This window comes from Sorangium sp. So ce836, from assembly GCF_028553905.1.
In the GTDB taxonomy this organism is placed as follows: Bacteria; Myxococcota_A; Polyangia; order Polyangiales; family Polyangiaceae; genus Sorangium; species Sorangium cellulosum_D.
In genome coordinates this window covers 11,588,175-11,614,270 of the sequence record NZ_CP102233.1, presented here as the reverse complement: position 1 = coordinate 11,614,270, position 26,096 = coordinate 11,588,175, and the positions used below count along the sequence as shown (strand labels likewise).

Here is a 26,096-nt window from a genome sequence, read left to right as displayed (position 1 = left end):
CATGCCCGCGGAACGAGCTCAGGTTGTAGCCGCTCCGGCGCCCTGGCGGTAGGGACGGTTGGATGGCGGCCCGGGCCGGCGGCCGCGCGCGGGGCGGGAGGGCGCGCGGGGGAGGGAGGGCGAGCCAGCTGGGGAGGCGAGCGCACCCGAGAGAAAATGCGACAGGGACATTGCGTGCGGCCTCAGGCATCATCCTAGGAGTCACGGAAATCACCTGATGACGCTTACAGTCGTTGCGCCGAAGTGACGAACTTGGCTGTGTTGCTGGCTTTGTGTTTCCGTGTAGAGTGGCGCCCATATCGATATGAGATCCGTCCGACAGAACAGCGATCTTCCCCCGGTGAGCGGCGCGCTGCCGGTCGCGCTCGACGTGCAGCAGGCCAAGCCCGGCGCGCGCGATCCGGAGCTGGACGAGTCGTGGACGTATGAGGTCGCCCACCCCGACTCGCCGGCCGATCTCACGGCTGTGGTCGGGGAGAACCTCCGGCGGCTCCGCACGCGGCGCGGGCTCTCTCTGGAGCGGCTCTCCAGGGTCTCGGGCGTCAGCCGTGCCATGCTGGGACAGGTCGAGCTCGGCCGCAGCGCGCCCACGATCAACGTCGTGTGGAAGATCGCCCGTGCGCTCGGCGTGCCGTTCTCGGCGCTCGTCAGCAATCGCTCGTCCAGCGGGCCGATGCTGCTGCGCGGGGATCGCGCGAAGCGGCTGACGTCTCACGACGGAAAGTTCACGTCGCGCGCGCTCTTCCCGTTCGATGCGCCGAGAACGGTCGAGTTCTACGAGCTGCACCTGGCCCCGCTGGGCATCGAGAACGCCGATCCCCACCCGCCCGGCACGATGGAAAACATCGTGGTGAGCCAGGGGACGGTCGAGATCAGCGTCGACGGACAGCGGTTCCTGCTCGCGACCGGCGATGCGCTCGTGTTCCAGGCGGACGTCCCGCACGTCTACCGCAATCCGGCGAACGTCGACTCGTTGATGTACCTGGTGATGACCTACTCGCTGTCGGCGCCTTGAGGGCGGACATCCCCCCGGGGGGATGGAGGGGACGATAAAAAACGCCGGCGGTCGCCGGCGTTCTTTTGCTTCAAGAAAGAAAGGCCTGGTGGCGGTGCTACTTGGTCATGACGGACATGCCCATCATCATGGGCATCCCGCCGCACATCATCATCATGGGCATCCCGGCCGACATCATCCTCGTCATGGCCTCGCAGCGCTCCTTGAGCATGTCCATGGACATGCCCTCGGCCGGCATCAACTTGCAGGTCATCCCGTCCTTCGTCATCTCACAGGACATCTTGCACATCATCGGCGTGCCCATGCCCATCATGTTGGGCATCATGCCCATTCCCATCATGCTGGGCATCATCGGCATGCCCATTCCCATCATGCTGGGCATCATCGGCATGCCCATTCCCATCATGCTGGGCATCATGCCCATTCCCATCATGTTGGACATCATCGGCATGCCCATCATGGGCATCATCGGCATGCCCATCATGCTGGGCATCATGCCCATACCCATGCCGGGCATCATTGATGCGCCAGCGGTCATCTCCGGCGTCGACATCATCGGGGTCATCGTCTGCGGCATCATGGGCATCTGCATCGCGGTGGTCATGGGGGGGCCTTCCTGTCTTCGGCGCTGGTCGCAGCCGGGGAGCCGTTCTAGCCGGCCTTCGTGCGCGAGCAACGCGTTCACATGGGCCGCCCGTCACTTTGCTCCAGTCTAGCGGAGGCGCCTCCACGGCCTTGGAGGCGCGGGCGTCCCGAACGGACGAGCGTCCGCTATGACGACGGGCCGCTCCTCCTGGGCTGCGCTCTCGAGGTGCGTCCTGGCAAGACAGGGATCGTACGGCGGACACGACGGCTCGACGGCCGTCGAGCGCGACGATGCGGGCGCGAGCTGGGCCGGGTGGCCTGCTCCGGCGCCGGTGCCTCCCCACCTCCGCTTCGCCCGTCACTGCGGCTGACACGGAGGCCCCATGGGTTCATCCGCTGCGCGCACCGCGTGAGTGACGGCGCCCGCCGACGACAATCGCGTTCTCCGAGACCGTGAGCGCCGTCGATGACCCGCATGAACCGCCTGCGCCTGTTGCGGTGCGCGCGCGAGCGACGGCAGTCGCTCGGGCCTGCCGCGGGCGCTCCGACCGGTCCACCCGCCGCGACGCCGTCGGGACCGGAACTGGAAGAGGCCCGCTCGGTGCTCGGCGGAGATGCGGCGCGAGGATGCCTTGCGGCGCGAGCCAGCGGGGCTCGTGTGCGACTTGCTTCACGCTTGACGGGCGTTGGAACTTGGGGCCCCATGCGACATCATGCGCCACGCTTCGCCTTCTCCTCCCCTCGTTCGCGCCCTCGGCGTGCTCGGTCTGGGGGCCCTCCTGGGCACTGCTTCGTGTGCTCAGGTCCTGGGCCTCGGCGAGTTCGAGGACTGCGACGAAGATTCCTGCTCAGGAACACTCTGGGCGAAGAGCTTCGGGAGCCATGAGTTCGTCTTTCCCGAGAGTGCTCGGCTCGACTCGAAGGGAAACATCCTCCTCGCGGGGAGCTTTCTGGGTACCACGGATTTCGGCGGCCCGCCGCTGATATCATCTCGGATGGCGTTCTTTCTCGCCAAGCTGAAGCCGGACGGTAGCCATGCCTTCAGTCGATGGCTGTGGGTGAAAAACTTGGATGGTGCATATGGATCGCGCCTTTCGGTGTTGCCTGACGATAGCGTCGTCTTGTCGGGCTTCTACGAGGAAGCGATCGAGTTCGATACTGGTGACATCATCGCGGCGCCCACTCCCGATGAGGATGGTTGCTTCGTGGCCAGATTCACGCCCGACAACAAACTGCTCTGGCGGCACAACTTGTTCACGGGGAAGGGGCTCCTCCTCGTCCTCGATTCGGCGACCACGTCCGAGGGTGACGTCGTCCTGGTCGGCTCTTTCAATCGTGAGGTCAGCCTGGGTTCGTCCAACCTGACGACAGCATCGTCGAAGGACGCCTTCGTCGTGAAGTTGGACGGCGAGACGGGTAATGTCCTGTGGAGCTTTCAGCTGGGCGACCCAGAAGACACGACAGCGACGAGGTCCATCGAGGCCAAGGCGGTGGCGGTGGATCCCGGCGGCAACATCGTCGTGGGGGGCCGGTTCACGGGATTCACGGAGCACGGCTTCGACGAGAGCTATGCCCCGAGCCCGTCGGGGGCTGGCGCCTTCGTGCTCAAGCTCTTGCCCACAGGTAAGATGGATTGGACGGTTCTTCTCCAAGGAGAGGGTGATGCCTGGGTGACCGACATCGACGTCGATGCGCGAGGGGACATCGTCGCGGCCGGGGCTCTCGCCGGAGGGATCGCTGTCGAAACCCGCGGGGTCCGAGGCGCCCAGCAGACCACCGGGCCGGCAGACTCTGATATCCTGCTCGTGAAGCTCTCGTCCGCGGGGAGCCGCTTACGGTCGTTGAGATTCGGGGATGATTCGCCTCAAATCGTTATGGATCCCAAGTTGAGTGTTGGAAGAGACGTCGAGTCCATGTCGCCTTTGGGGGTTCACGTCGCCGTCGACACCGCAGGAGACATCGTGGTCGGCGCCGGAGTCGCAGGCACGGTTGACTTCGGGGGCGGGCCGCTCGGCGGCAGACAGGACCGGGACTGGACGATCGCGAAGCTGAGCGCCGGCGGCGCGCACCTCTGGAGCAGGCGTTTCGGTGATCCTGCGGCAGGGCAAGCGGTGGTCGGCATCGACACGGATCCGGGGACGAAGGCCCTCGTGGCCGTCGGGCTCAACGACGGCACGCTGAACTTTGGCAATGAGGTGAAGGTCGTGGCTCCGGGCGAGCTCAGCGCTGTCGTGACGAAGATCGACCTGGGACGGGTCGGGAGATAGCTTCTCGAGCTCGGCGGAGCTTGGTCAGTTGATCTGCAGATTCGGCTTCGCCGTGCCGTTCTGCCCTTCGCCCGCGGCGCCGCCGCTCGGGTTTGTGCCGCCAATGCCGCCGAACCCGGCGGTGCCGGTCGTGCAGCTGTTGTCGTCGAACGTGAAGGTGACGGTCCCGGATCGCGCCAGGCAGGCGCTCGGACCGCCCCCGCCACCCGCGCCCGGGCCGCCGTCGCCGCCGTTGCCACCCCGGCCGCCGGTGCCGCCGTTCGCGGCGTCATCGGGACCGGCGCCGCCATTGCCGCCGTTCCCCCCGAGCTGTCGCGCTCCGCCGTTGCCGCCGCGGCCGCCGTTGCCGCCCTTTCCGCTCGTGATCTTGTTGTCGGTGACGACCACCCGTCCGGCCGCCGCGAAGACTCCAAAGCTTCCGCCCCCACCTCGGCCGGCCTGGCCGGCGCGGCCGCCGAGCCCGCCGCATCCGCCGCTGCCGCCACCGCCGCCGCGATCGTTATAGCCGATCGCGCACGTGCCGCCGCCGCCGCCGCCTGCGCCGCCGCCGCCGCCGCCGTTCGTTCCCGGTTGCCCATTGGTGCCGTTCGCAGGCTGGTAGGCGCCCGAGGCGATGGTGCCGAGCGTCGGGCCCCCCGTCCCCGGCGTCCCCTGCGACCCCGCCATGCCCGGCGCGCCATTCTGTCCTGGATATTCGGAATTCAGGCAGTTGTGCGAGGGGCCTCCCGCACCGCCGGCCGCACCCTGGCTGCCCGGATGGCCCGCCGCTCCGTTGGCACTGCCATGTCCGCCATACCCGCCTCTCCCGCCAGGCTCGTCGCACACGGGCGCTGGGCCGGCATTCCCAAGGCCGCTGCAGTCGTTGCAGCCCACCTCTCCCGCGTTCCCCCCTGGCGCCGTCCCCGCCGTGTGCGCCGCCCCGTTCGTTCCCGCGGAGCCGTCCTGGCCGTCGTCCACGTCGATGATGTTGTACCGCACGAAGAGCTGCGCGAGCCCGCCGCCCAGGCGCACTCCATAGGTGCTCGCGCCGGGTGACGTCGCCTTCAACGCCTCGATCGTGATGCCCTCGATGTGCGTCGGCTGCTCGATCGACGGCGCGTGGAACACCGTGCCTGGCGCGCGCACCGTCGTCGTCACCGCGGAGGTCCTGCGGAACTTGAAGTCAGGGTCGTTGTGGTCGAACCCGCCATAGATGCTGATGCCGGACACGACCGTGACGGCCTCCTCGTACAGCTCGCCGGAGAGACAGACCGCCGGCACCGCGCTCTCCTGCGCCACCTGGATCGCCGTGGCGATCGTCTGCACCGGGGCCGTGCGCGTCCCGCTGTTGGCGTCGTCCCCGATGCTGGCCGAGACGTAGACGCACCGCTCCACGAGCCCGTCGCCGCCATCGCAGTTGGCGTCCACGAAATCACCGTCGATCGGATCCTCGGTCGTCGAGGTCGGCGTACACGCGTATTCACAGCCGCACTCGCCGGTGAGCGGGTTGCCGTCGATATCGTGCGTGCCCGGGAGGCACCCCATCGCGCAAGGGTCGGTGACCTCGCCCCCGCCGCCCCCGTCTCCGCTGCCCGCCTCCCCGCCCGCGCCACCTTCGCCCCCGCCCGCGCCGCCGTCACCGCCCGCGCCGCTCGTGACAGCCGCGCTGCTGCTCGATGACGTCGTCGTTGCGCTGCTCGCGGTCGGCGCTCCGCCCGATCCGGAACCGCCGCCGGTGCCCGAGACCGGCCCGATGGGACCGTCGATCGAGCTGCTCTCGGCGCAGCCGAGCGCGGAGAGCATCGCAAGCACAGAAGCCGTTCCGAGGAGGGAGCGCACGCGCATGCTTAATTCTGCACCTTCGCGCGCTTTTCGGAAAGACTTTGTCACGCTGGCGGTAATCACCCCACGCGCCCCATGGCCCCATCGCGCCGTGCCGCACGCACCGACACCGCCGTGCCGCGCTGCGCCGCCGCGAGCCAGCTCACGATCCAGCGATTCGCCCCTCGCGCCCGCCACCGACTCCGGTAGTCTGGGTCTGCGCTCCTGCGCCGCCTCCGCGCCGTCCCTGCCGTACGCCAGCACGCCCATGCGCCTCGAACCGCTCCACCGACTCTCGCTCGCCTCCCTGCTCGGGCTCGCTGCAGCCGCCGGGCTCCACGGCGCCTGCGCCCCGGATTCGGGGATCGGCGCGGCGTCGTCCTCGTCGGAAGGGGCCGGCTCGGGCGGAGACCTCGATCCGGATGGAGGGCTGTTGAGCGACGCACCCATCGATACCCGCCCCGACCCGGACGCCGCCTGCGGGCTCGTCACCGAGGAGGCGATCGCCGTCCCCCTCAATCTCTACATCATGATGGACAAATCCTCCTCCATGGAGGGAGGCAAGTGGGATAGCGCGAAGGTCGGCCTGACCGCGTTCGTCAACAACGCGCGGTTCGCCGGCGTGCGCGTGGCGCTGCGCTTCTTCCCGCGCGCCGCGGACGCCGTGCCGGCGTGTGACCAAAACGCCTACAAGCCGCCGCTCGTCCCGTTCGGTCCGCTCCCGGACAACGCGGGCGCGATCGTGGACGCCATCGAGGACGAGTCGCCGGACGGACTGAGCACGCCCATCTACCCGGCGCTGGGCGGCGCGCTGCTCGAGGGCATCGAGATGGCGCAGAACCACCCCGGAGAGGCCTCCGCGGTGCTGCTCGTCACCGACGGGAAGCCGCAGGGGCCCGCGGCCCAGTGCGGCGGCGCGAACCCGGAGGACCCGGCCGCCATCGCGGCCCTCGCGGCGGCGGGCGCGCGCTATCGACCGCCGGTGCGCACCTTCGTGATCGGGCTGCCGGGCGTCGACCAGAGCATCGCCAACCAGATCGCGGCTGCAGGCGGCACCGACGCCGCGGTCCTCGTCGCGTCGACGAACATCGCCGTCGAGTTCCAGAGCGCGCTCGCGAAGGTGACGGGGCAGGCGCTCCCGTGCGAGTACGAGGTCCCGTCCGAGGTGGCTGGCGGGCAGATCGCATTCAACGACGTCAACGTCCTGTTCGGGCTCGACGGCGCGCCGCAGGAGATCCTGCCGCAGAGCCCCGGCTGCGACGGTCCAGGCTGGCGCTACGACAACCCGAGCTCGCCCACGGCGCTCGTGCTGTGCCCCGATACCTGCGGCGCCGCGAGGAACGCGTCCGTCGCGAAGATCCAGATCCTCCTCGGCTGCGAGACCGTGCTCCGCTGACCGCCTGGCCGCCCTTGCCCGAGCCCGCTCGTCGTCGGAGCGATGCTGGTCACCAGATGCTCGTCACGTGATCGAGATGAGGAACGTTGAGCCGCCGAGGCGACGAGGCGCCAAGAAGTCGACTTCCCGGGTCCTTTCGGTGCATTGGCAATGTCGAGCCCGGTCGTTTGCAACCGGACATCGCAGCGCCGCCCACGACGCGCGCGTGTCATGACGCACGCGTGTAATGGAGATGACAACGGGAGCGACGAACGAGGTTGGGGAACACGGGGTCGAGGAAGACGCAGAGCGTCATGGGCGACGCCGCCGAGCTTCGAGGCGGGGGTGGGGGGGCGCGGGGCGGGCGCCAGGCGCCTCCTTGCAACTCTGCACGGCGCTTTGTGGACTCCCGGCCCCCAGCGCCGTAAGAGGACGGGACCATGACGACGGAGTCCCCCCTCGCCGCCGCCGGCTCGCCGCGGCACGCCGCCCCCGCTGCGCTCCACCCCGCGCTGGTGCTGAGCGCATACCTCGAGCCGCTCGTGCGCGGCCGGCGGGTCGCGGTCCTGGGTGACGCCACCATCGGCCTCGCCGACCGGCTGCTCCAGCGCGGCGCGCGCCTCGTCCACGCCTACGATCCGGACGCCGCGCGCGTCGCGGAGAAGCTCGCGCGATCGGCGCCCGGCCGGCAGCCGCACCCGAGCTTCGCCGTATTCGACGGCGATCTCGGCGTGCGCGACGGCGCCTTCGACACCCTCGTCATCCCCGACCTCTCGATCTTCGCCGACCCGGCCGAGACCCTCCGGCGCGCCCGCCGCCTCACCGCCGCGAGCGGCACCGCCGTGATCGCGTCGCCGAACCCGGACGTCGCCCGCGGCCTGCTCCCCGCGGGCGCGCGGCGCGGCGCGGCGCCCGGCTACTACGCGCTCTACGACCTCGTGGCGCTCCAGTTCAAGCAGGTGCGGATGGTCGGCCAGGCGCCGTTCGTCGGCTACACGGTCGCGGAGTTCGCGCCGAAGGGCGAGCCCGAGGTGAGCGTGGACACGTCGATCCTCGACGGCTCGGAGGAGCCGGAGTGGTTCATCGCCGTGGCCGGCGAGCGCCTGCCGCGGCTCGACGCGTTCGCCGTCATCGAGCTGCCGTTCGCCGACTTCCCGGTCGCGGCCGCGGGCCCCTCGGCCGAGGCGCTCACCGAGGCCGAGGGCCGCGCGGAGCGGCTCGGGGGCGAGCTCGCCGCGCTGCGCACCCGGCACCAGCGCGACCGCGAGGACGCGGGGGCCCGCGCCGAGAGCGCGATCGCCACGGCCGCGCGCCTCGCCGAGGCGGAGGCCGAGATCGAGGCGCGGGGGGCGCGCCTTCGGGACGTCGAGGCGAGGGCGGGCGACGCCCACGTCCGGGCCGAGCGCCTGGCGCACCAGATCCGCGACATGGAGGAGGAGCTCCGCAGCCAGCGCGACCGCGCGACCCGGCTCGCCAAGCAGCTCGACGACGAGAAGCGGGTGCGGACCAAGGTCGAGCTGGAGCTCGGCATGATCCGCAACAAGCCGGAGATCGCCGGCGCCCGCGACCGCCTCGACGCCGCGACGGCCGAGCTCGAGGGCGCGCGCGCCAGGATCGCCGAGCTCGAGGCGAGGCCCGCCGTCGCGGCGCCGGACCCGGCGCTCGCGGCGCGCGTGGAGGAGCTCGAGGCGGCCGCGGCGGGGGCGCGGCGGGAGCTCTCGAAGATCACGGCGGACCGGGACGCCGCGCGCAGGCGCGCGCAGGAGAGCGAGCGCGCGCTGGAGGAGGCGCGGCGCGCGGCGGCGAAGCACGAGGAGATCGAGGCCGCCCGGGCCGAGCTCGCGCGCGAGCGCGACCGGCTCAAGGAGCGCGTGGATCGGCTCGAGCGGGAGAACCGCGCGCTGGAGGAGCAGCGGAGCGCCCTCGACGCCCGCCGGCAGCTGCTGGAGGCGCGGATCGTCGAGCTCGAGCAGCGCGTCGTCACCCTGGAGCAGCGGGCCGCGGAGCTGGAGAAGCGCGACGCCGGCGAGGCGGCCGCCGCCGAGATCGCGAGCCTCGAGACGGCGCTCCGCGACCGGGGCCACGTGATCGCGTCGCTCAAGGCGCAGCTACTCGAGAGCGAGCGCGTGGGCAAGGAGCTCGTCGACGAGCTCGGGACGGTCTTCACGTCGGGCACGGCCGAGCCCGGCGGACCGGGCCAGACCACGGGCGGCGGGCCGGGCGGGGCGCCCCCGGGGAACGGCGGGCAGGGCGACGCCGTGGAGGCGCTGCGGCAGCAGCTCGACGCGCTGGCGCGGAGCGCCGCCGCGAGCGAGGCCGACCTGCGCGCCGCGAGCTGGAAGATCGCGCAGCTCGAGCGCGAGCTGTCCGAGTCGCGCGATACGGCCGGCGCGCCCCAGGCGCTCCACGAGGAGCTCGAGCAGGCGCTCGTCGCCGCGCAGGCGGAGATCGCGTCGCTGCGCCGGGCGGCGGAGCGCGAGGAGGCCGCCGCGGCGCGCCAGGATGTGGGTGTGGGCGCGGCGGGCGAGGCGCGCCAGGATGCGAGCGCGGCGCCCGAGGACGCCGGCGAGGCGCGCCACGATGGGAGCGCGGCGCGCGAAGAGGTGGGCGCGGCGCACGACGACGTGGCCGGGGCGCGCCAGGATGCGAGCGCGGCGCACGACGACGTGGCCGGGGCGCGCCAGGATGCGAGCGCGGCGCGCGACGACGTGGCCGGGGCGCGCGAGGAGCTGGGCGTGCCGCCCGAGGTGATCGAGCAGGCGGTGCTCCTTCAGCAAGTCGCCAGCGCTGTCGAAGCGGGGGTGTGAGCGCGGACGCAGCGGGCCGCGGCCCGCCCGACCCGCGTGACGCGGGGCACCTGTGCGCACGCAGTCGGTCGCGCTAAGGACCGAGCCGATGCGCGCACCTCGCCCCCTCTCCTCGCTCCTCCGGCTCGCCGGCGCCGCCACCCTGGCCCTCGCGCTCGGCGCCTGCAGCGCGGCCACCGCGCCCCGCGCGCCGGACCCCATCGCCTCGCTCCGCGACGCGGGCGCGCGCTCGACCGACGGCGAGGTCGTCGGCCGCTGGCTGCTCGGGGAGCTCCTCGTCCCGGGCGGCACGCCCGCGGGCGTCGCGGCGGCGCGCAAGCGCCTCGACGGGATCGGGGCGAAGTCCATGCTCGCGTCGCTCGGGCGCGCGATCGACGACGAGGCGCACGGCCGCAACGCGCGCGCGGCGGCGGCGTACCTCGAGGCGCTCGACGCGGCGAGGGTGAGCGCGCACCCCGACGCCCCCCTCGTGGGCTGGTTCGCCGCCAACCACCTCCTCGGGCTGCGCTCCAGCGTCGTCGGCCTCTGGAAGAAGTCGCGCGAGGTCGTCCTGCGCGCGATCGACCGCCCCGGCAACCTCGGCTGGCGCGCGCGGGGCGAGCTCGTCGAGTGGTGGAGCATCGAGGGGCTGCCCGAGGAGGCGGCCGCCGCGGCGCGCTCGGACGGCGCCGGCGGCCCCGGGGCCGCGCCCGCCGCGTCGCTCATCGATGTCGCCGCGCGCCGCTACGGGTGCATCGAGAGCGCCCGCTTCGCCGGCCCGTTCGGCCACCTCGCCGAGAGCGACCACCGCGTGCGCTACGAGGCGGAGCGCGCCGGCCCCTGGCCGCCCGTGTTCCCGCGCGATCCCCGCCGCGCCGACCCGCCGCGCGTGCTCGGCGCCGAGCGCCGCGGCTGCCAGCTCTCCGCGGTCGCGCCCGACGCGCGCGGCCAGGGCAGGGCCAGGGGCATCTTCTACGTCGAGACCTTCGTCGACCTGCCCGCCGAGCGCGAGATGATCATCGCGGTCCAGGGCGCCTTCGCCATCCTCGTGGACGACGTCGAGGTGCTGACGCGCGACATGAAGCAGTGGGGGATCTGGCCCAGGTTCGGCGCGCGCCTGCGCCTCGGCCCGGGCCGCCACCGCATCCTCGCCCGCGTCGGGAGCGGCGAGACCTCCATCCGGCTGCTCGCGCCGGACGGCACGCCCCTCGGCGTGGCCACGTCCGCCGATCCGACGCCCCCGTACTCGCTCTTCCCGCCCGAGGTCCTCCCGGATCCCAACCCCATCGAGCCGTTCCTCGACGCGCTCGGGGTGCCACCGCAGCCCGCGCCGAAGGTGGCGCGCGCGCTCGGGCTCCGCGGCGCGCCGCGCCCCGAGCGCGACGTGAACGACCCGATCTCCCGCTACCTCGCCGCGACCATCGCGCACCTCGAGGGCCAGGACGACGTGAGCGCGGTGCTGATCGAGCCGCTCGTGGCCGATCCGGCGCGCGCCACCGGCCCCGCGCTCGCGGCGCAGGCCGTCTTCCTCGAGAAGGACCCGATCTTCCCGCCGTCCGACGGCCGCGACCTCGTGAAGGACGTGCGCGCCCGCGCCGCGGCGAAGGACCCGGAGCTCTGGTACCCCCGCTTCTGGCTCGCGCTCGAGGAGGCCGACAAGATGGGCCTGTCCGAGGTGACCCGCACGGTCGAGGCGCTGGCCGACCGGTTCCGCGAGGTGCCCGACCTCCTGAAGACGCTCGCCGCGATGTACTCGCGGCTCGGCTGGCGCGTCGAGCAGGTCCGCACCGTGAAGGAGGCCGCCGCGCGCTTCCCGGACGACGTCGAGGTGCTGGGCGCGCTCCTCCGCATCCACGACGCCGACGGGCACGTCGCGCAGGCGGACGAGCTCGCCGCCCGCATCCGGGGGCTCGACCCCGACGCGGAGATCGAGCTGGAGCGGGCGATCGATCGGCGCGACTACGCGGCGGCCATCCAGGAGCTCCAGCGCCTCGGCGCCGTCCGCCGGGACCGCAAGGACATCGCGCTGCGCATCGCCGACCTCCTGACCCGCGCCGGCAAGCGCGCCGAGTCGTTCGAGCAGCTCGAGCGCGCGCTCGCGAGGTCGCCGGACGACGCGGACGCGCGCCTCGCGCTCGCCGACGCGCGCTTCGCCCGGGGGGAGCGCGACGCGCTCCAGAAGGCGCTCATCGAGGCGATCCGGACGGGCTCCGACACCTCGAGCCTGCGCGACGCGATCGAGCTGCTCGACGGCACGACGGAGCTCAGCCCCTACCGGCTCGACGGGAGGCGGGTGATCGCCGAGCACGAGGCCTCGGGCGAGGTCATGCCGGGCACGGCAGCGCGCGTGCTCGACTACGCGGCCCTGTGGATCCACGAGGACGGCTCGGCGCGGATGCTCCAGCACGAGATCATCCGGATCCAGTCGCGCGAGGCGATCCAGGAGCACGCCGAGCAGCGCGTGCCCGACGGGCTCGTGCTCAAGCTGCGCACGGTCAAGCGCGACGGGTCGATCCACGAGCCGGAGTTCATCCAGGACAAGCCGACCGTGACGATGCCGCACCTCGAGGTCGGCGATTACATCGAGGTGGAGAACCTGTTCGTCCTGCGCGGCGACGGCCAGGGCGGCCTCACGTTCCAGGGCCCGCGCTGGTTCTTCCGCGAGGAGAAGGTCCCCTACTGGCGGAGCGAGTTCATCATCGTGTCGCCGAAGAGCCGGCCCCTCGACGTGGAGGTCTCCGGCCCGGTGCCCGCCCCGGAGATCGTCGAGTCCGGCGCGCTCGTCACCCGCCGCTACCGCGTCGACAAGAGCCCCGCGCTCCCCGAGGAGCCGGCGAGCGCGCCGATGGCGGAGTTCCTGCCGAACGTCCGCGTCGGCTGGGGCATCACCGTGGCGGACACGATCGCGCGCATGGTCGACGCGGCCGCCGACGAGACGCCGCGCGACCCGCGGCTCGTGCGCATCGCGCGGTCGATCGCGCGGACGCCGATCGCGCCGGGCGCCTCGGGCGCGGCCGCCGGCGGCGGCGCGGCGGGGAAGGCCGCCGCCCGCGGCGGCGCGGCGGGGAAGGCCGCCGCCCGCGGCGGCGCGGCGGGCGGCGAGGCCGGCGCGGCGGCGCCGTCGAAGGACGAGCAGGCGCGCCGGATCTACCGGTGGGTGCTCGCCAACGTGGAGGCGGGGCGCGAGAACGACGGCCGCCGCGTGGTCATCGGCAAGAGCGGCAACCGGACCGAGGCGTTCCTCTACCTGTGCCGTCTGGTCGGGATCGACGCGGGCTACGGCGTCGTGAGCGACCGGCTCGCGCCGCCGCCGCGTGGCCCCATGAGCGAGGCCGAGACGTGGAGCGCGCTCGCGGTGCGCGTCGACACCGGCGAGAAGCCCGGCGCGAGCGCGGCCCGCTGGATGTTCGTGCGCGACAAGTTCGCGCCGTACGGCTACCTGCCGAGCTCCCTCCGCGGGCAGCCGGCGATCGTGCTGCGGCCCGGGGCGCCGCGCGAGGTGACGCCCTCGTCCGGCGCGCACGACGGCGTGGTCACCGAGGGCGTCGCCGAGGTGGCCCGGGACGGCTCGGCGTCGCTGTCGATCGAGCAGCGCTACGAGGGCAAGCTCGCGATCGCGCTGCGCTCGGCGCTGGAGTCGCTCCCCGACGCGCAGCTCAGGGACGCGGTCGAGTCGCGGCTCCTGCCGCAGATGGTGCCGGGGGCGCGGCTCCAGGAGATCCAGGTGAAGGAGCTGACCGAGATCGACCGGCCGCTCACCCTGAAGATGAAGATCTCGGCCGCGAGCTTCGCGCGCGCGCAGGGCCCGGAGCTCGTGCTCTCGCCGCCCTTCGGCGTGCGCGTGGCCAGCCTCGCCAGCCTGCCGGTCCGGGAGACGCCGCTCTACCTGTCCGAGCAGATCGCGACCCGATCGGAGGTGCGGCTCCGCGTCAAGCTGCCCCCGGGCGCGCGCGTGGCCACGCGGCTCGCTCCGTTTGCGGCGGACGACGACGGGCGCACCGTGCGGGTGAACGATCGCCTCGACGGCGGCGCGCTGCTCCTCGATCGCTTCCTGGAGCTGCCCGCGGGCCGCGTGCAACCGGACGCGTACCCGCGCTTTCAGCAGTTCGCCCGCGCGGCGGACGGCGCGCTCGACCGGGACATCGTCGTGCTGCTCGACCGCGACGGACGCTGATCTCGGCGCCCGCGCGCCCACCTCGATCGCCCCGGTCCCGGGGATTCCTGTGTGCCAACGTACGCAGTATGGATTACGCTTTTGCTCTACCCGTGAGCGATCTGGATTCCCAGTACGCGCCGGATACCGGGCGCCAGCCGACCGATCCCGTGAAGGCGCGGGTGGCGCGCGCCTTCCGGCTCTCCTCGCTGTTCGCGCACGTCGACCGCGCGGTGCGCGACGCGGTCACCGACGCCGCCGTGCTCGAGGTGGTGGCGTCCGACGCGGCGATCTTCGAGCAGGGCGCCCCTGCGGACACGCTCGTGGTGCTCGGCCGGGGCCGGGCGCGCGTCGAGCGCATCAACGAGGCGGGCGCCGCGTTCCCGCTCAGCTACCGCGGCACGGGCGACGTGCTCGGCGAGTCGTGCCTCGGCGGGCTGGAGACGCGGACGGAGCGCGCCGTCGCGATGGACGAGGCCGAGGTGGTCCGCGTGCCGCTCGCGCTCATCCGCGAGCTCTGCGCCCAGCACCCGGGGTTCGGGGGGGCGGTGTTCGCGCTCCTTGTCGCGCGGCAGCGCGAGACCGAGGACCGGATCGAGTCGATGCTGTTCAAGAACGTGGGCGGGAGGCTGGCCGAGTTCCTCCTGCACGCGGCGGAGCGCTGGGGCGTGCCGACGCCGCGGGGGATGCTGATCTCGGCGCCGATCACGCACGCGGAGATCGCGCAGGTGATCGGCTCGACGCGGGAGACGGTGACGCTGACGCTGGGCGCGCTGCGGAAGGAGGGGGTGCTCGACGTGGCCGGGCGGCGGCTCATCGTGAAGGATCGCGAGGCGCTCGCCCGGAAGCGGTAGGGGACGCGGCTCGCGCCGGCGCGCGGCGCCGCTATGCGCGGATGGCGTCGGAGGTGGCGCGAGCGGCGAGATGTTCGGTCATGTCGCGCTGGACATGCGCGCTGGCGCGCGGCTGCTCGCGCCCTCGCGCGCGCCGTTCCCTGTTGACGTGGCGCACGAAGCGCCGATACGCCTTCGCGAGTCGACCTCGCAGGAAAGGATTGCTCATGCCGAAGCTCAGCTCCGGAACAGCCATCGCCGTCGCGTTTCTCTTCGGTTGCTCCGCGTCGTACGTGGCGCCGCGCTTCCTGGTGCCGCCGGTGCACGCGGGGAGCGATCCGCCCCGGTGGGAGGTGCGGTGCGTGGACGCCGAGACGGCGCAGGTCAGCGACGCCCAGGTCCTCGAGGTGACGAGCGCGTCCGGGTGGAACCCGGTCCTCAAGCGGTTCGGGCAGGAGGGCTGGGAGCCGGTGCAGTTCCTGCGCAGCGAGCTCGCCGCGAAGATCGACGCCGTGTGCTTCAAGCGGCCTCTCTGACCGGGCCCGGGGCGCGCGCGCGGCCGCCGCGCGCGCCTACGTCGAGCGGCGCGTCGGGAGGGCCGCCGCGAGCGGGCGAGCCCGCGGCCGCGCAACCTTCGGCGGAAGCCGGCCGGAAGGCGTGCTAGGGGGGCGCGGATGGAGTCTGCGATCCAGACGTACCGGATCCGCCTCGACGGCATCCGCTTTCGCGCCAAGCACGGCGTGTCCCGCGCCGAGCGCGACTTGCCCCAGGATTTCGTGGTGTGCCTGGAGGTGGAGCTCCCGGTCGCCTTGTTGCCCCGCGCCGACGCGCGAGCGCGGGTGTTCGATTACGACAAGCTGGCGAACCTGGTCGTCGAGGCGGGCACGAGCGCCTCGTACAAGCTGCTCGAGACGCTCGCCCAGAGGATCATCGAGCGCGTGCTCGACGACACGCCGGCCCTCGGGATCACCGTTCAGGTGAAGAAGTTCGGCCCCCCGACGTCGGTGTCGGTGGACGCGGCCTCGGTGGAGCTCTCGGGGCGCAAGGGCGGCTGAGCGCGGGCTTGCGGGCGCGTCGGGCGGTCGCCATGGTCAAGCCATGGAGGACGACGCTGGGCGGCGGACGAGGTCGTTGATCGAGCGCAAGCAGGCGTTCGCCGAGCGGCAGGCGGCGCGCGGCAAGGGCGTCTTCGCCGGGGTGGCGCCGATGGGCAGCGGGCCGCCGAACCGGCACGGGATGCCGAGGCTGCCGGTGGGGCAGCGCGAGGTGAAGAAATGGCCGGTGCTCGATCTCGGCGACACGCCGGACATCCCGACCGAGCGCTGGCAGCTCCGGGTCGACGGGCTGTGCGAGGCGCCGCGGACCTACTCCTGGGACGAGTTCATGGATCTGCCGCAGACGCTCGACGTCTCGGACTTTCACTGCGTGACCACCTGGAGCCGCATGGACAACCGCTGGGTCGGCGTCCGGTTCGCCGATCTCGCCGAGCGCGCGCGCCCGCTCCCGGAGGCGCGCTTCGTGCTGATCGAGGCGAGCGATATCGCGCCCGGCACGCAGACCCCGTACACGACGAACCTCGCGCTCGAGGAGGCGATGCTGCCGGACGCCCTGCTCGTGCACACCTGGGAGGGCAAGCCGCTGCCGCGCGAGCACGGCGGCCCGGTGCGGATGATCACGCCTCAGCTCTACGCCTGGAAGGGCGCGAAGTGGATCAAGCGGATCACGTTCAGCGCGGTGGATCGGCCTGGGTTCTGGGAGGTCCGCGGCTATTCGAACACGGCGTATCCGTGGTTCGACGACCGGTACAGCCGGGAGTGAGCGGCTGTCGCGCGGTGCGGTGAGGAGGGCGGTCGGCCATGCCCGGTGAGGAGAGCGCGAAGCGGACGGAGGCCTATGCGCGGGAGCACCTGGCCAATGAGCGCACGCACCTCGCCTATGTGCGCACGGCGATCGCGCTGCTCAGCTTCGGCATCACGCTCAACAGGTTCAGCCTGTACTTCCTGGAGGCGGCGCCTGGGGCCGCGCAGGTGGGATCGCGGTCGATGCTGCGGGAGGTCGTCGGCCTCGGCGCTGGGATGGTCCTGCTCGGGATGGCGCTGATGGCGTGGGCCGCGGTGCGGTACCTGCGGGCGTACAGCGATATCGAGCGCGGGGCTTACCGGCCCGACAGGACGGCGATCCTGATCTTCACGGCCGCGATCTTCCTGATCGGCGCGGCGAGCATCGCCTGGCTGTTCACGTCGTGACGCGGGAGGGGCGGAGCCTCTCCGCGCGATCTGAACAAGGGCGCACGCTCGGGGGTATGGCGCGCGGGAGATGGCCTGTCGGCGGCGTCCAGGGCTTCCACCGACAGGCTCGTTCTGGTGCGGGGACCCATCGCCCGGACGTGGGGTTCCGGAGTGCTCCTTCAGGTCCGTCGCTCGCCGAGGAAATCCGCACCTGTGCGAAGCAACATCCGTTATCGTATGACCTCGCCCGCCGGCCCGCAGGGCCTGCCCGCAGCCCCCCGTGTTGCCCGCCGGCCCTCGCGCTGCGCCCCTGAGCCCCGCGCCTCCTCGCCCCGGGCCGCGGCCGGCTCTCGTCGCCGGCGGCTTCGGCTGGCCGCCACCCTGGCGGCGATCGGCGGCGTGATGCTCGTTGGTGCAGAGAAGAAGGACGATGCGGGCACTCCGCCGCGCTCGCCGCAGGGCCGAACCGCCGCTTCCGGCTGAGGCGGCCGCAGTGCCAAGGAGTCGGCCGCGGCCCATGAGCTCCAGGTCATCCGACGCGCGATGTACGAGCCTCCCGAAGGTCGCGCTCGGCGCGGCGTGGGCGGTCTCCCTCCGGCGACCATTTCATTCGCTCATCAGGTCATCTGGATCTGGAACGTCGATCCTGCTTGCCACGTCTTTCGGAAGGCTCCCGTAGACGGCCTCCGAGAGAGGAGAGTTCAGAATCTCGTCGAGCGCGCCCTTCCGCTTTGCAGCGAGGAGCTTGTCGTATGAGTAGTCGGCCATTAGACCTTCGGACAGCTCCCGGTTCCATGCCCAGAGAAAGCGTGAGCCCACCATGCGCACGAATCCGATCTCGAGGAGTGCCGCGATGTGGCTGCGTCCGCTGAGTTTCCCTTTCGCACCGCGCCGCTCGTCTGCCATGGGCCAGGGATCGACGAGCATCAGAACTGGCGCATCCATCATGGCCAAGGATGCGGCAGCGGCTTGCATGAGATGCGTCGATTCAACGCCTCTTACTGCCTCGACATGGCGCAAGATCGTGATGCGCTGCGCAGTCGTGAGGGACGGAGCAGAGTCGAAAACCTGTTCGCACGAACGCACTTCGCGAATGAGAGCCTCGACGTACCGCACGACGTCGCCATCGAGGGCATCTGCTTCGTTCCAAATCTGCAAATCGCTCTCGACCGCCCAATCCTGAGAAATCCTGTATCCGTCCGCCTCGCCGAGGGTCTTGAGTCGATCGCCATCTTCCTCGTCGGTCGCCAGTTTGTAGTGGAACGTCGCAATGTGCGGCCAATCTTCATCGTACCTCCAGGCCTCACCTTGACTCAGAAATTGAAGCCCGGACTCGAGAACGACTGTTTCTGCAGCTCGCAGCATCGGATCCCTCTTCTTCCATAAGCGCCGCCCTGCTCAGAGCTCCCTAGTCGAGAGCGCCCGCTCGAGCCAGGTCGGGATGGCGTCCAGCCGAAGCATTCCCGCAAGTTCCGTTAAGCTGCGGTGCCATTCGGCTCGGTCGTCGTCACGATCGAGGTCGAGATCATCAATCCCATCTCTGTTCCCTTGCGCCCCTTGCGCCCTTGCGGTCTCTCTTTTTGTGCATGCCGTGCCCTTCCGGCTTGCTCCTCGACGGCTCCGGCGGGGCCGCAACCTGGCTGACTTTCAACCTGTCCGTTGTTCTAGCCGAAACCCGAATGCCTGTAATCGGTCGAGTTCGTGACCGACGCGGTCAAGGAACGTCCGCTTCTTGGCGACCAGATGGCACCAACTGCGGCGGCCCGGATTGACGCGGCGGTGCGCGTCGAGGGGACCGATCCGCAGGAACTCGCCCTGGCCTCCGCGAAGGCCGAGGTCACCACCCGCGCCCGAGGAGATCGTGCGGACCGCGCGAGATCCTCGCGGTGCACGGCATGCCCGGCACCGACGAGGAGTAGGATCGATGGGACGGAGGGAGCGACGAGGAGTCGGCGCCCGCGCTCGTCGTCGAGGTGCACTCCCCGCGCGGGCCCGACCGACTGAGGGCCCAGCACGACAAGTTCGAGGAGTGCGAGCGCTTCGGTGTGCGTCGGCACTGGATGGTATGCTCCGAGATGGAGATGATCGACCATTTCCTCCTGGGACCGGACGACCGCCGGGCGCCTCTAAGCAACGACGGCTGGCGCACCGATCCGAGTGGCCCCTCACCGCAGCCGGTGCTCGCGCAGCGCCTCGGCCGGCACCGCCTCGCGCGCGAGCTCGCAGAGCCGCGCGTGGTGCGTGAAGAACAGCACCTGCGTCGTCGCCGTCAGCTCGCCGAGCACCGCGAGGGCCGCTCGGGCGCGGTCGTCGTCGAAATGGATCAGGAGATCGTCCAGGATGAGCGGCATTGGCTCGCCCGTCCGGGCGTGGTGCTCCAGGCTCGCGAGGCGCAGCGCGAGGTAGAGCTGGTCGCGCGTGCCGTCGCTCAGGCCGGTCACGTCCACCTCGCGCTGCACCGGCGCCTTCGCGGGCTCCGCCGCCGCGTCCGCCGCCGCCGGCGCCGGCGGGGCCGCGCGGACGCAGCGGAGGATCGCCTGCTCGCTCTCGTCGTAACCCACCCGCAGGCCGGCGAAGGCGCCCAGCGTCAGGCGATGGAAGAGCGCGCTCGCGCGCGCCAGGATCGGCCCCTGGTTGCGCTCGCGGTAGCGCTCGATCTCCCGCTCGAGCAGCACCGCCGCGAGGCGCGCCCGCACGTAGCGGCGCACCTCGCCGCGCAGGTGCGAGAGGCAGATCTGCGCCTCCACCGCGGCCTCCGCCGCGCCCACCGTCGCCCGGAGCTGCTCGCGCTCCTGCTCCAGGCTCCCGAGCGCCCGATCGATCCGCCGCCGCTCGTCCTCCAGCGCCGCGAGCCGCTGCTCCGCGCGGTCGAGCTCGAGCGTGAGCGCGTCCCGCTCCACCCCCGAGGTCTCCTGCTCCAGCGCCGCGACGCCCGCGCCCTCGCCCGCCTCGAGGAGCTTGCCTTCGTTCTCGACGAGGTCGCGGTCGAGCCGGCGCGCCTCGCGCGAGCGCTCCTCCGCCAGCGACAGCGCCGCGAGGTCGGCGGCGACGTCGCCCGTGCGCGCGACGCCCGCCGCCTCGAACAGCTTCGCGAGGCGCGCCTCGGCGGCCGCGCGCCGCGCCTCCTGCTGGTCCCGCTCGCGGCGCTTCTCGGCCAGGCGCTCCTCGATCTCGCCGCGCTCGCGGAGGTCGGCGCGCGCCTTGTGGTGGCGCTTGATCAGCTGATCGGCGGCCTGATCCGCGGGCAGCTCGGCCAGGTCCGGCGCGTGCCGGGCCGCGAGCGCGGCGACGTCGGCCGAGAACGTCCGGGCGTCGCGCTCCATCCCGAGCACCCGGCGGCGCTCGTGGGCCGCGCTGTCCACCTTGCGGAACAGCGCGTCGAGCTCGTCGAGGATCGCCGTGGCCTCGTCCGCGGACGCGTCGCCGGGCAGCCCGAGCGCCCGCACCCGCTCCGCCCAGTCGGCCCGCCACGCCTCGAGCGCGCGCGCGTGCTCCGCCCGTTCCCGCTCGAGGTCCTCGCGCTCGCGCTCGAGCTCCTTGCGCTCCCGCGCGAGCTCGCGGCGCTCGCGGGCCGCGCCCTCGATGGCCGCCAGCTCCTGCTCCGCCGCCTCGACGAGCGCCGGGAGGCGCGCGGCCGCGCCCTCCAGCGGCCCGGCGGGGCCGGCGCCCGCGCCGCCAGCGTCCCCGCGCGCGCCGCCCGACGCGGCGCGCGCGCCCTGGATCGCCGCGTGGAGCTCGGCCGCGTGGGCCTGCATCCGCGCCCGCAGCGCCTCGGCCTCCGCCTCCACCGCGCGCAGCCGGTCGACCGTGGCGGTCAGGCCCGCGTAGCGGCCGAGCCAGCCGCGCATCTCCTCGGGCGAGCGCGGCGCGACGCCCGCCGGCCGCCACAGCTCGACCCACGCGGCCTCGGCCTCCTCCGCGCGGCGCGCCAGCGCGGCGCGCTCCGCGGCGAGCTGCGCCTGATCCGCCTCGGCCCGCGCCTTGTCCGCGAGCAGCCGCGCCAGGCGGGCGACCCGGTCGGCCTCGCGGCGCAGCCGATCGGCCAGGGCGTCCGCGACGCGGACCAGCTCGGCATACTCGTCGGCCTTGCCGCGCGCGGCCGCGTCGCCCGACGCGCCGAGCGCCGGCCTGCGCCCCGCCCCGGGCGAGGCGGCCACGTCCGCGCCGAGGTCGAACAGCGTGGCGGTGTGGATCGCCGCCGCGGCGCGGGCGCTCCCCTTGGCCTGGAGGGCGCGCAGCAGCGCCTTGAAGGCGGCGTCGCGGCGCTCGCGCGCCTCGGCGAGGTCGGCCTCCGTGGGCACCGCGCCGGCGCGCTGCAGGGCGTCGATCTCGCGCGCGCTCTCGCGCAGGCGCGCCTCGACCTCGGCCGCGCGCTCGGCGAGCCGCTCCCGCTCGCGCGCGATGGCGCCCCACTGCGCCGCCGCCTGGTCGACCGTCTCGGGGAGCGGGACGGGCAGGGCGCTCGCCTCGGCGGCGGAGAGCGGGCGCCTCGCCGGAGCGGCAGCGTCGCCGGCCGCGCCGTCGTCGTCGAGGCGCGCCGGCGCGCCGAGCCCGAGCCGGTGGCGCTGCGCGTCGGCCTCGCGGGCGAGCTGCGCCGCCGCGGCGGCGGCCTCGCGGAGGCGGTGCTCGAGGTCGCCCTGCTTCTGCGCGCGCGAGAGCGCGCCCCGGAGCGGGGCGGGGTCCTCGCTCGGCGGCAGCTCGGCGAGCCGGCGCGCGCACGCGTCGCGCCGCGCGCGGTTCGCCGCGAGCAGCCGCTCCACCTCGCGCGGCTTGGCCTCGACCGCGCCGCGCTCGCGGGCGAGCTTCTTGATGCGCGCCTCGGTGGCGACGTCGACGCGCATCGCCTCGAGCCGCTCGGGCTCGGCGCCGCCGACGAGCGAGGCGTCCCGCCCGAGCCTGCGGAGGATCGCGCGCGCCTCCTCCTCGATGCCGTGGAGCTCCGCCCGGACCCGCGGCAGGTCGACGGCGGCCTTACGGTGGCTCCCCAGCCGGGTCACGAGGCCGTCGATCGCGCCCGGATCGAGCTCGGCGAGCGACGCGGGGACGTGCAGCGCGGCGTGGCGGGCCTCGAGCTCCTCGATGTCGGCGCGGAGCCGCGCCGCCTGCTCGGCCGCGTCGGCGGCGCGCTCCTGCGCATCCTCGCGATCCCGCTGCGCGCCCTCGGGCAGGAGGACGACGTCGCCGAGGGCGGCCCGCCGGCCGAGGATCGCGCGCCGCGCCTCGAGCAGCGGGAGCACCCGGAGCGCGCGCCGGAGCCGCTTGTCGGTCGCCCGGAGCGCGCGGAGCTCCGCGTCGACGCGCTCCTGCTCGGCCTTGGCCTCGTCGATCTCCTGCCGCTTGCGCGTCCAGTCCGCGGGCGGCCGCGCGGCGGCCTTGGCGCGGCTCCTGGACTCCTCGAACGCCTTGATCGCCTCGTTGAGCGGGCGGGTCCTCGCCTGGGGCGTGAAGATCTCGTCCGCCTCCTGGCGCAGCGTGGTCAGCAGCTGCTGCAGCCCCGGCCCGCCGAGCCCCGCGCCGAACAGGCTCTGGCCGACGTCGCCCTTGCCCTGGAGCAGCGCCTCGGCGCCCTGCCGGAGCGTGTCGTGATCCAGCCCGAAGGAGGTGCGGAACAGCTCCTCCGTCACGCCGCCGAGAAGCGGCGCGAGCGCCCCGTCGTCGAGGGGGTTGTCGTCCGGGTCGCGGAGCGTCTTCACGCGCCCCTTGCGGCGGACGAACGCGAGCGCCGCGTCCCCCCTGCCCGCGAGCCGCCCGCCGACGCGGAGATCGGTGTTGTGGTGCAGGTGGGCGTCGGGCGTGATGTGCGGGATGCCGTAGAGCAGGCCGCGGATCGCCCGGAGCGCGGTGCTCTTGCCGGCCTCGTTGGGGCCGTAGATGACGTGCAGGCCCGGCGACGGCGAGGAGAGGTCGAGCCGGAGATCCGTGAAGGGGCCGAACGCGAGGAGGTGGAGCTCTAGGATCTTCACGAGGTCGCCGACCAGGGGCGGTGCCCTCCCCTGAACGGATAGCAAGTGCGAAACCTCCGCGCGATGTCAAGGCGCTCCTCGCGGCGCGGCCGTCGGAGCCGCCGGAGAGGGCAGGCGGGGTCCGCTGGAGAGGACAGGCGGTCGGCGCTTTACGCTGTACGTCCGGCTCAGCGGGGCTGCGTCACGGGGGCGTGCAGGAAGGCGCTCCACGAGCCGCGGCGCGGCGCCTTGCCGAGCAGCACCTCGGCGAGCGCCTCGCTGATCGGGAGGCCGGGGCTCCGCTCCAGCCAGAAGAACTCGCCGACGGGGTTGACCTCGAGGAAGACGTGCCGGCCGTCCGGCGTGCGGAGGATGTCGAGGGCGCCGTAGTTGAGGCCGAGCTGATCCATCAGCCGGAGCACCCCGGTCTCGACGTCGGGCGGGAGCGCGTCCTTGCGCCACGCGTCGATGAGCTCGAGCCCCTGCCGCCGCCAGTCGACCTCGGCGCCGGGCGCCGCCTCCGGATCGATCGAGGCCGCGAACACGCGCTCGCCCACGACCGTCACCCGCAGCTCGCGCGCCTTCGGGATCCTCTCCTGGAACGTCATCGGGCAGAGCGAGAGCCCCCGCATGTCCGCGAGATCCTCGTCCCGGAGGGCGTTCGTGAAGACCACGTGCTCCTCGCCGCCGCGGTAGACGGCGAACGACGAGAGCATCTTGGCGACCACCCCGCCCGGGCAGGTCGCGGCGAAGGCCCGCGCCGCCTCGGCGTCGTTGGTCGTGAGCGTGCGCGGCGTGTCGAGGCCGACCTCGCGGGCGATGTCGAGCTGCACCTGCTTGTTCGACGCGAAGCGCACCGCCGGCAGGGGGTCGACCTGCGGCACGCGGAGCGCCGACAGCAGGCCCTCCACGGTCTGCTTCGCCTCCTGGACCGACGCGCTCCGGAGCTGCGGGTCCATCGACGCGGGCAGCCCGCGGCCGAAGGCGACCCGGCGATACCAGACGGCGGTCACGTCGCCGAGATCGAGCTCGCCGCCGCCGGCGCCCGTGCGCAGCGTGGAGCGGCCCGCCCCGGGCCCCGCGGCGAGCGCGAGCCGCGCCCCCTGCGGGAAAGCGTCGGTGTCGAAGCGGAAGGCCCGGCCCCCCAGCCGCTCGATCGCGGCGGCGACGCGGGCGATGCACTCGTTGTCTTCGCTGTGCGTGATGATGAGGACGGTCACGGGTTCTCCGTCGGAGCGAGCAGCGCCTCCGCCAGCGCGTCGGCGATCGGCAGGCCGAGGTCCCGCTCCAGCATGCCCCACTCGCCGGCGGGGTTGATCTCGAGAAAGACGTGCTCCCCCTCGGGCGTCCGGATGAGGTCGACGGCCCCGAAGGCGAGCCCGAGGGCGCCGAGGAGCGCGCCGAGCCGCTCCTCGACGTCGCGCGGGAGCGCGTCCTGCTCCCACGCGATGCCGGCGGCGCTGACGTCCGGGTGGCGCCAGTCGACGGCGATCGACTCGTAGCGGGAGGCGTCGAGCGCGCCGGGGAAGCACCGGCCGCCGACGCACGCGACGCGCAGCTCGCGCGCCTTGGGGATGCGCTCCTGGAAGACCATCGGGCTCTGGCGCAGGCCGGAGAGGGCGTCGAGGTCGGCCGCCGTGACGGCGTGCGTGAAGACGAACGGCCCGCCGCCCGAGAGGCTCGTCGAGAAGGGCGTGAGCATCTTGGCGACCACGTTCCCGCCGAGGCGCGCGAAGAAGGCGCGGGCCTCGGCCGCGTCGTTCGTCACCAGCGTCTCGGGGATGCGCAGGCCGACCGACGCGGCCGCCGCGAGCTGGCGCAGCTTGTCCTGGGCGCGCTCCTCGGCCGCCGGCTCGTTGATCCACCGCCGCGCGGGGAGCCCGCGCAGCCAGCCGGCCAGCGCCGCCATCGACTCGCGCACGCAGGCGGCGCGGTACGCCTCGGGGACGCCCTCGCCGAGGTTCGGCGCCCAGACGCGCCGGAGCCAGACCGCGGCGATCTCGTCCCCGCCGAGCGCGGCCCCGGCGCCCTCCAGGCGGCGGCGCACGCCGCCGGCCCCGAGCGCCGTCGAGAGGGCGATGTCGCGAGGGAACCGGTCGACGTTCAGGCGAACGGGGCGGGCGCCGCGCCGTCGCAGCGCCTCCGCCACGCGCTCGACCCCGAAGTCGTCCTGTGAATGCGAGACCAGGAGGACGCGCTCGCCCGCGGTCGTCACGTCGGGTTGCCTCTCTCGCGCGGGCCCGGGCGGCTCATACGCCGGAGTCGTCGCCGTCCGACGGGTACTTCAGCGTGGTGTAGATGGGCGGCCCGCAGTCCTCATCGCTGTCCGAGGGGTACTTCTTCGTCGCGGCGCCCCCGCCGGCTTTGACGCCGGTCCGGACGCGCTTCTGATCCTCCAGGAAACGGGCGAAGAAGGGCACCGCCTCGGCGGCCTCCTGCTCCTGCTGCTCGGGCTCACGGAGATCGACATCAGCCATGGGATACCTCCAGATCGGGACGGCGGCGCCGTCGAGGATAAGAGAGCCAATTAAACGAGCAACCAGGCGGGCAGGCAAGCCCGCGGGCACCCTGATAACGATGGCTGCGACCGATTCCGCTGCTGCGGTCGTCTTTCAGTCGCGGGGTGCTCGGCTGTGTTGAATATTGTTAAAGTTCGTTGCGCTGGGGTGCGTGTCGTCGAGCCTGGTCGCGTGTCGTCGAGCCTGGTTACGCGGCGCCTCGATCGCGTGATCTGCGGCGCGCGGCACGCGGCGCGCGGATCACTTCACGCCCAGATCTTCGTCGTTGTCGGAGGGGAACTTGAGGGTGACGGCCTCGCCGCCGCCAATATCCTCACCGTCCGAGGGGAACTTCAGCGTCGTAACACACCCGCCGGCTTTGACGCCGGTCCGGACGCGCTTCTGATCTTCCAGGAAGCGAGCGAAGAAGGGCACCTGCTCGGTCTGCTCGGGATCACGATCGATATCAGCCATGGGAAACCTCCAGAGTGGATGTACTGCCACGCGGCGGAGCCGCCGTGGACAGGATGGAGTCGACCGGCCCGCTGCGCACGTTAAGTTTTGCGATGCTCATCGCCTCGCCCGGGCGATGAGCGTGACTTCCTGACCCTGCT

General features: G+C 72.9%; 19 protein-coding genes. 10 read left to right on the top strand and 9 right to left on the bottom strand.

Annotated elements, in window-relative coordinates; translation table 11 throughout:
• Positions 1–304: 304 nt before the first annotated feature.
• A complete protein-coding gene (locus NQZ70_RS42310) occupies positions 305–1,015 on the top strand; it encodes a helix-turn-helix domain-containing protein (protein WP_129579292.1) in 711 nt (236 codons plus the stop codon).
• 97 nt (positions 1,016–1,112) lie between these two features.
• On the opposite strand, the gene NQZ70_RS53590 is transcribed toward NQZ70_RS42310, so the two are convergent.
• Complete coding sequence (locus tag NQZ70_RS53590) at positions 1,113–1,619, bottom strand: hypothetical protein (protein ID WP_129579291.1); 507 nt, start codon at positions 1,617–1,619, stop codon at positions 1,113–1,115.
• Positions 1,620–2,313: 694 nt separating this feature from the next.
• Here NQZ70_RS53590 and NQZ70_RS42300 point away from each other — a divergent pair.
• A complete protein-coding gene (locus NQZ70_RS42300) occupies positions 2,314–3,867 on the top strand; it encodes a hypothetical protein (RefSeq protein WP_129579290.1) in 1,554 nt (517 codons plus the stop codon).
• A 24-nt stretch (positions 3,868–3,891) separates the two neighbouring features.
• Here the strand turns inward: NQZ70_RS42300 and NQZ70_RS42295 are convergent, their stop codons facing one another.
• Positions 3,892–5,649 (bottom strand): PE-PGRS family protein, encoded by a 1,758-nt coding sequence (locus NQZ70_RS42295; RefSeq protein ID WP_129579289.1) that lies wholly within the window; start codon positions 5,647–5,649, stop codon positions 3,892–3,894.
• A gap of 286 nt (positions 5,650–5,935) precedes the next feature.
• Here NQZ70_RS42295 and NQZ70_RS42290 point away from each other — a divergent pair, with 286 nt between their 5' ends.
• The 4 genes from NQZ70_RS42290 (at position 5,936) to NQZ70_RS42275 (ending at position 14,835) form a co-directional block, all read left to right on the top strand.
• Positions 5,936–7,063 carry a vWA domain-containing protein gene (locus NQZ70_RS42290; RefSeq protein WP_129579288.1) on the top strand — a complete coding sequence of 376 codons (1,128 nt, stop codon included), beginning with the start codon at positions 5,936–5,938 and terminating at the stop codon, positions 7,061–7,063.
• Between the two features lie 419 nt (positions 7,064–7,482).
• Positions 7,483–9,849, top strand: a complete 2,367-nt coding sequence (locus NQZ70_RS42285) for a hypothetical protein (RefSeq protein ID WP_129579287.1) — start codon at positions 7,483–7,485, stop codon at positions 9,847–9,849.
• A gap of 88 nt (positions 9,850–9,937) precedes the next feature.
• Positions 9,938–14,002, top strand: coding sequence for a hypothetical protein (locus NQZ70_RS42280; RefSeq protein ID WP_129579286.1), 4,065 nt, complete (start codon positions 9,938–9,940; stop codon positions 14,000–14,002).
• 92 nt (positions 14,003–14,094) lie between these two features.
• Positions 14,095–14,835 (top strand): Crp/Fnr family transcriptional regulator, encoded by a 741-nt coding sequence (locus tag NQZ70_RS42275; RefSeq protein ID WP_129579285.1) that lies wholly within the window; start codon positions 14,095–14,097, stop codon positions 14,833–14,835.
• A gap of 31 nt (positions 14,836–14,866) precedes the next feature.
• Here the strand turns inward: NQZ70_RS42275 and NQZ70_RS42270 are convergent, their stop codons facing one another.
• Positions 14,867–15,043, bottom strand: a complete 177-nt coding sequence (locus NQZ70_RS42270) for a hypothetical protein (protein ID WP_165374438.1) — start codon at positions 15,041–15,043, stop codon at positions 14,867–14,869.
• Between NQZ70_RS42270 and NQZ70_RS42265 the strand changes: the two genes are divergently transcribed.
• From NQZ70_RS42265 to NQZ70_RS42250, 4 genes are all read left to right on the top strand, one after another.
• On the top strand, positions 15,042–15,350 hold the full coding sequence (locus NQZ70_RS42265) for a hypothetical protein (RefSeq protein WP_129579284.1): 309 nt from the start codon (positions 15,042–15,044) through the stop codon (positions 15,348–15,350). The genes NQZ70_RS42270 and NQZ70_RS42265 overlap by 2 nt on opposite strands.
• A 138-nt stretch (positions 15,351–15,488) precedes the next feature.
• Positions 15,489–15,869: a dihydroneopterin aldolase gene (locus NQZ70_RS42260; RefSeq protein WP_129579283.1), complete on the top strand. Its 381-nt coding sequence runs from the start codon at positions 15,489–15,491 to the stop codon at positions 15,867–15,869.
• Between the two features lie 43 nt (positions 15,870–15,912).
• Positions 15,913–16,632, top strand: a complete 720-nt coding sequence (locus NQZ70_RS42255; RefSeq protein ID WP_129579282.1) for a molybdopterin-dependent oxidoreductase — start codon at positions 15,913–15,915, stop codon at positions 16,630–16,632.
• Positions 16,633–16,670: 38 nt separating this feature from the next.
• On the top strand, positions 16,671–17,060 hold the full coding sequence (locus NQZ70_RS42250; RefSeq protein WP_129579281.1) for a YidH family protein: 390 nt from the start codon (positions 16,671–16,673) through the stop codon (positions 17,058–17,060).
• 588 nt (positions 17,061–17,648) lie between these two features.
• On the opposite strand, the gene NQZ70_RS42245 is transcribed toward NQZ70_RS42250, so the two are convergent.
• The 6 genes from NQZ70_RS42245 to NQZ70_RS42220 form a co-directional block, all read right to left on the bottom strand.
• Complete coding sequence (locus tag NQZ70_RS42245; protein ID WP_129579280.1) at positions 17,649–18,407, bottom strand: hypothetical protein; 759 nt, start codon at positions 18,405–18,407, stop codon at positions 17,649–17,651.
• Between the two features lie 800 nt (positions 18,408–19,207).
• Positions 19,208–23,050, bottom strand: coding sequence for a YhaN family protein (locus NQZ70_RS42240; RefSeq protein WP_237244552.1), 3,843 nt, complete (start codon positions 23,048–23,050; stop codon positions 19,208–19,210).
• A gap of 122 nt (positions 23,051–23,172) precedes the next feature.
• Positions 23,173–24,204, bottom strand: a complete 1,032-nt coding sequence (locus NQZ70_RS42235; RefSeq protein WP_129579279.1) for an MvdD family ATP-grasp ribosomal peptide maturase — start codon at positions 24,202–24,204, stop codon at positions 23,173–23,175.
• Positions 24,201–25,199: an MvdC family ATP-grasp ribosomal peptide maturase gene (locus NQZ70_RS42230; protein ID WP_129579278.1), complete on the bottom strand. Its 999-nt coding sequence runs from the start codon at positions 25,197–25,199 to the stop codon at positions 24,201–24,203. Before NQZ70_RS42230 ends, NQZ70_RS42235 begins: the two co-directional genes overlap by 4 nt.
• Positions 25,200–25,233: 34 nt before the next feature.
• Entirely contained in the window at positions 25,234–25,461 is a 228-nt protein-coding gene (locus NQZ70_RS42225) for a microviridin/marinostatin family tricyclic proteinase inhibitor (protein ID WP_129579277.1), read from the bottom strand.
• A 282-nt stretch (positions 25,462–25,743) separates the two neighbouring features.
• Positions 25,744–25,956, bottom strand: coding sequence for a microviridin/marinostatin family tricyclic proteinase inhibitor (locus NQZ70_RS42220; RefSeq protein WP_129579276.1), 213 nt, complete (start codon positions 25,954–25,956; stop codon positions 25,744–25,746).
• Positions 25,957–26,096 lie beyond the last annotated feature (140 nt).